The 5,840-nt window shown below is 52.8% G+C and carries 7 protein-coding genes; 6 read left to right on the top strand and 1 reads right to left on the bottom strand.

From position 1 onward, the window contains the following. The 4 genes from NTH01S_RS12020 to nadC all read left to right on the top strand — a co-directional run. Positions 1–278 (top strand): hypothetical protein (locus tag NTH01S_RS12020; RefSeq protein WP_218015990.1); only part of this gene is annotated, 278 nt, incomplete at its 5' end. A gap of 463 nt (positions 279–741) precedes the next feature. Next, positions 742–1,725 carry a quinolinate synthase NadA gene (nadA, locus tag NTH01S_RS11045; protein ID WP_068173684.1) on the top strand — a complete coding sequence of 328 codons (984 nt, stop codon included), beginning with the start codon at positions 742–744 and terminating at the stop codon, positions 1,723–1,725. 8 nt (positions 1,726–1,733) lie between these two features. Then, positions 1,734–3,212: an L-aspartate oxidase gene (locus NTH01S_RS11050; protein WP_068173686.1), complete on the top strand. Its 1,479-nt coding sequence runs from the start codon at positions 1,734–1,736 to the stop codon at positions 3,210–3,212. Beyond that, a complete protein-coding gene (gene nadC, locus NTH01S_RS11055; RefSeq protein WP_068173689.1) occupies positions 3,209–4,072 on the top strand; it encodes a carboxylating nicotinate-nucleotide diphosphorylase in 864 nt (287 codons plus the stop codon). The genes NTH01S_RS11050 and nadC overlap by 4 nt, the downstream gene beginning before the upstream one ends. 29 nt (positions 4,073–4,101) lie before the next feature. Here the strand turns inward: nadC and NTH01S_RS11060 are convergent, their stop codons facing one another. Further along, entirely contained in the window at positions 4,102–4,338 is a 237-nt protein-coding gene (locus NTH01S_RS11060) for a hypothetical protein (protein WP_068173690.1), read from the bottom strand. Between the two features lie 197 nt (positions 4,339–4,535). Here NTH01S_RS11060 and NTH01S_RS11065 point away from each other — a divergent pair, with 197 nt between their 5' ends. Both NTH01S_RS11065 and NTH01S_RS11070 read left to right on the top strand, forming a co-directional pair. Then, the gene (locus NTH01S_RS11065; RefSeq protein ID WP_068173692.1) at positions 4,536–5,291 is read left to right on the top strand and encodes an orotate phosphoribosyltransferase; all 756 of its coding nucleotides are present in this window, start codon (positions 4,536–4,538) and stop codon (positions 5,289–5,291) included. Between the two features lie 56 nt (positions 5,292–5,347). Beyond that, the coding region (locus NTH01S_RS11070; protein WP_174523624.1) for a glutamate racemase at positions 5,348–5,840 on the top strand (493 nt) is incomplete at its 3' end.

Consider the following 5,840-nt stretch of genomic DNA (forward strand, 5'->3'; position numbering starts at 1 on the left):
AACATCAAAACGCCGCCAACATATCCCTTCCAATTCATCAATCTTCAATTGTCAAAGAACTCTTTCTCAGCCACACTACCAAACCCTCAAAAGGACCCGTCCAGTGCGGTGAAGCGGCTTATAAACACCTCATTAAACACCGTCAACCAAAAAATAAGCAGAAATTACAAAAAACGCCGAACCACTATAACGGACATTCATATCCCCCCAACGGCCCTATTGCCTGTTTCCTTAATCGTCACAGACCTGCTGACGCCTCGATGCATCCAACACTATAGCCATTCCATGAACGCGCTGTCCCATAGCGCTCGCAGTTCGAGCCTTAGCCACAGCTAGAACCTAGGCGCTCCAAACCTACACGAGAAAATACATTTTCACCCTCTCGTTTATTCTCACATGCTGAAGTGAGGTTTACCCGCCAATGACGAAATACCCCCAACGTCGCCAATATCAGCGAAATCATTTTCTAGCTCGAGCGCCTGCACCTAAGCACCCAACCCGGCGCGACATAATCCATGCGATCAATACTGATACCAAATGCACCACCGATAAAATCACGACGCGATCATCTCAAGCCGATACTCAAGCTTTGCCATAAAACCCCATATAAGCGGGGCATATCTATATTCGTCACCACGACCACCCTCATCACATCATGGTGTAACCAGCCTTTAGGGCTTTTGTTTTCTGAAAGAGATGTTTATATGCTCAACCTGAACATAATAAGGACGGGAGCCCGTCATGTCCGTATCCTCTACGCTTCAGAGTCGAGATTCTCTTTATGCCCCTGTGTCCCGTGTGATGGATCGGGCAGATTGGGAAGAGCAGTTTGCGGATGATATTGAAGCGATTTTGCGCCTAAAGCGTGAGAAGAATGCCGTGATATTGGCGCATAATTATCAAACGCCAGAAATTTTCCATTGTGTGTCGGATATTAAGGGAGACAGCCTCGCGCTGGCCCGTGAAGCACAGAATGTGGATGCGGATATTATCGTGATGGCGGGTGTGCATTTCATGGCGGAAACAGCCAAAATGCTGAACCCAGAGAAGCTTGTTTTAATCCCAGATGAACGTGCAGGCTGCTCGTTGGCTGAAAGTATTACGGCTGAAAACGTGCGTGCTATGCGCCGGGAATATCCCGGCGTGCCTGTTGTGACCTATGTCAACAGCACGGCAGAGGTGAAAGCGGAAAGCGATGTGTGCTGTACCTCAGGTAATGCTAAAAAAATCGTTGAGAGCTTAGGCACTGACCGGGTGATCATGATTCCGGATCAGTATTTGGCACGAAATATTGAGGCAGAAACAGGCATTAAAATGCTCACATGGCCGGGTTCATGTGAGGTGCACGAGCGCTTTACACCACAAGAAATCCGTCAGTATCGGCGTATGCACCCCGGTGTGGTGGTCATTGCGCATCCAGAATGCCCGCCGGAGGTTGTGGCTGAAGCTGATTTCTCCGGCTCTACAGCGCGTATGATCGATTTCGTCGCGGAAAAGCGCCCAGAAAAGGCTCTGTTGGTGACGGAGTGCTCTATGAGCGATAACTTGACCACTCTTTCTCCGGATACAGAGTTTGTGCGGCCTTGCAATCTGTGCCCGCATATGAAGCGTATTACGTTGAAGAATATTCGTACCACGCTGGAAAATCTGGAAACGCCGGTTACGATTCCAGAGGAGCTAATTGCTCCCGCCCGGCGTGCCGTTGAGCGGATGTTAGCTGTCTAAGAGGTGCAATGATGCACACGCTTTCAGCTTTTGCGGGTCATGTAGTGATTGTCGGAGCAGGCCTCGCCGGGCTTGTTGCTGCGCTGAAGCTTGAGCGCCCCTGCGTTGTACTGTCGCCAACCCTTTTAGGGGAAGGCGCTGCCTCTATGCTGGCGCAAGGTGGAATCGCGAGTGCCGTTGGCCCAGATGATAGTCCCGCCCTTCATGCACAGGATACGCTCGCCGCAGGGGCTGGGTTATGTGATGCTGAGGTTGTGCAACGGATAACGGCCGCAGGCCCAGGGGCCATTGCGCAGCTGCGTGATTGGGGTGTGTCCTTTGCGGGAACCCCAGAACATCCAGATTTGCATTTAGAAGCCGCACATACACGCCCTCGTATTCTGCATCTAAATGGTGATCGGAGTGGGGCAGGTATTATGCGCCCTCTGATTGCGCGGGTGAAAAACCATGGTCAGATTACCCTTTTAGAGCAGGTTGCTCTTTCCGGTTTTTGTACGGAAAATGGTGAGTTAAGCGGTCTCCGCACAACGGCTGGATATATTCCAACGACACAATGCTTGATTGCTTCAGGCGGGATCGGTGGGCTTTTTGCTGGAGCGACATGCCCGGCGGAAGCGCAAGGGCTGCCATTGGCACAGGCCGCGCGTATTGGAGCTGCTCTTGTGGATATGGAGTTCACGCAGTTCCATCCCACGGGATTAGCGATACCTTTACCGGATGGGCGCAGGGCATTGGTGAGTGAGGCTGTGCGCGGTGCAGGTGCACGCTTGGTCGATGAACGTGGAGAACGTTTTACCGAAGAACTCCAACCACGAGATATTGTCGCGCGGGCAATTGCTGCACACCGTGCGGCGGGGCATCAGGTATTTTTAGATGCATGCTCTTTGCCGAAGGGGCCATTCTCTATGCAGTTCCCCGGTATTGCTGCTGCGTGTCATGCGGCCGGTATAGATCCTGATCAGCAGCCCATTCCTGTACAACCATCCATGCACTATCACATGGGGGGATTAGCGGTTGATGCGGCGGGGCGAACAACGATTCCCGGCCTATGGGCATGTGGTGAAGCGGCTTGTACAGGGCTGCATGGGGCGAACCGCTTGGCCAGTAATTCTCTTTTAGAGGCCGTATTGACCGGGCAGTGGGCTGCTCAAGATATTAACCAGCATGAACCCTCTCGGGCGCTATCTCACGGTAAAATGGTAGAGCCTTACCAAGGGCCGACACCTCCTGACCTCTCAGAGCATTTAGTGCGCTATGCCGGGATATTGCGCGATGAAGCGGGGTTAAAGGCGCTTTTGCAGCAGATTACCCCCTACGCGCAGAAGAATGATGCGGCACTGGTAACGGCCTTTCTCGCGGCAGGTGCTTTATTACGTCAGGAAAGCCGTGGCGCGCATTACCGTACCGATTACCCCGAGCAAAAAACGCCAGAACGGCGCGTAATGACCTATTCGGATTTAAAATCCTTTGGAGTTGGCTTGTCATGAGCATGACCGCTTTTTTACCAGACCTGATGTGGCAGCCTGTTGTCGAACTGGCATTGCGTGAAGATTTGGGCTCTGGGGGCGATATCACCTCTCAGGTTCTTGGGTTGAATGAACAAAAGTTGACGGCTGTTTTTCGGGCGCGTCGTCCCGGTGTCATCGCCGGATTAGCGGGCGCGCGTCTGGCTTTTACGCTGTTACAGCAGGATGCTGTCTTTGAGGCGCATGTCGCTGATGGTGCACTTGTCCAGCCGGGAGATGTAATCGCGACGGTAACTGCCCATGCGTCGACGGTTCTTGCGGGGGAACGCACGGCACTGAACTTGATGTCTCATTTGAGCGGTGTTGCAACGGCCACGAGAGATATTGTTGACCGTGTATCTGGTACGGGGGTGCGTGTGTGCTGCACGCGCAAAACTACGCCGGGCCTGAGGGCTGTTGAAAAATATGCTGTGAAAGCAGGCGGAGGTTCAGGCCATCGCCAGCGTTTAGATGATGCAATTTTGATCAAAGATAATCATCTGGCGATCTGCGGTGGCGTAAGCGCAGCATTGAAAGCGGCACGAAGCCGCGCGGGTCATCTGCTTAAAGTTGAGTTGGAAGTAGATACGTTAGAGCAGTTGGAAGAGGCATTATCCGTTGGCGGCGCTGATGTGTTCTTGCTGGATAATATGTCGCCTGAACAATTACGGCGTGCGGTGACTCTCGTGAACGGACGCGCCATGACCGAAGCATCTGGTGGCATTACACCGCAAACAGCGCGGAGCATTGCTGAAACAGGCGTTGATGCGATTTCGATGGGATGGCTCACCCATACGGTCACTGCTTTGGATATCGGGCTGGATAGTGACGTTGTGGCATAAAAAAGGGCGCTTTACGGCGCCCTCATCATTTAGCAGTTACAGCCGTTTGTTTGGCCCTGTGCCTGTCGGATCACATGATGATCGATCCACTCAGCAACAAGACGGCGTGCCTCGGTGACTGAGGATTCGGGGTGGTGGATACGGTACAACGTCGTGCAAGCCGCAAAAGCCTGCATGTCAGGTTGCCCAACGCCACGTAGTTCTTGATAAGCGGTAATAACGGCACGCTCACATTTGCGGCCGATCCGGCGGGTCTCGAAGCTCACGGCTGCTCCTGCAAAACTTTAGAAGAGTTCGGACCTCTTCCTCTATGACTACCGCTCGCCGCATGCAAGGGCTATGTCGTATCTAAATGTGTTGTTATCGCCTGAGGTGATAAAATTACCCTACCCTTTGAGGGGGGAGATCATTAAACCAGCAGGCATAGATCTAGGCACGACCAAGGAAAGCGGGAGAATAGAAAATGACCCAGTTAGCAGAAAGCGCCATCGCAGGACGTACGGCATGGGACCGCGATGCGGCCCTGACCACAGCGAAGATTCTCCTTGAGATCAAAGCCGTTAATTTCCGCCCAGAAGAGCCCTACACCCTGACGTCTGGCTGGAAATCACCCGTTTATATCGACTGTCGTAAAATTATCTTCTTCCCACGCGCCCGTGCGAAGATCATGGATCTCGCAGTTGAGAAGATTGGCCGCCACATTGGGTTTGAAAGCCTTGATGCTGTGGTGGGCGGTGAAACGGCTGGTATTCCATTTGCAGCATGGATTGCAGATCGCCTGATGACGCCCATGGCGTATGTTCGCAAGAAGCCAAAGGGTTTTGGCCGTAATGCGCAGATCGAAGGTGATGTGCCAGAAAATATGCGTACCCTTCTGGTGGAAGACCTGACAACAGACGGCGCATCAAAAGTACGCTTTGCCAACGCTTTGCGTGAAGCTGGCGCGATTGTTGACCATACGTTTGTGGTCTTCTTCTACGGTGTCTTCCCCGGTGCGCATAAGACACTGGCCGATATGGATATTTCCCTGCACGCTCTGTGCACATGGTGGGATGTTCTGGAAGCCTGTGCAGACGGCAACTACTTCTCGGAAAAAGACAGCGCAGAAGTACGCCGCTTCCTTGAGGACCCATGTGCGTGGTCTGCACGTCATGGTGGCGTTAGCAGTGCAGAAGAAGCAGCAGCCCTAAAGGCTGCGGCTGCTAAAGCAGAAGGCTAATTCGGATGGGCCTGATGCACCAGCGTTGCCTTGTCTTCGATTCGGGGATTGGGGGAATGGGTGTCGTTCAGGCCCTTCAGAGCCTAAAACCAGAATTGGTTATTGATTATCTGGCGGACACAGCGCTCTACCCTTACGGGGAGCAGCCAGATGATCTTTTGATTGAACGTATCGTTCGTTTGATCAAAACAGCACATCTGATGTTACAGCCTGATATTGTTATCATCGCATGTAATACCGCAAGTACCATTGCGTTACCGGCGCTCCGCGCGGCTTTGCCCATTCCCATTATCGGGTGCGTCCCTCCCATTCGGTGGGCAGGACGGGTGTCTAAAACGCGTATAATTGGTTTGCTCTCGACATCGGCAACGGCGCGGCGGCCTTATGTGCACCAATTGCATGCGGATTTTGCAGCAGATTGCCAACTGATTATACATGGAGCACGTCAGTTAGCCGATCTAGCCGAGCAGGCATTTCTAGGAAAAGAATTGCCCCCGGAGGCTTTAGAGGCAGAGATCACTGCACTTTTGAGCCAGCCGGGTGGAGAGC

The sequence above is a fragment of the Neokomagataea thailandica NBRC 106555 genome (genome assembly GCF_001598495.1).
Taxonomy (GTDB): Bacteria; Pseudomonadota; Alphaproteobacteria; order Acetobacterales; family Acetobacteraceae; genus Gluconobacter; species Gluconobacter thailandicus_A.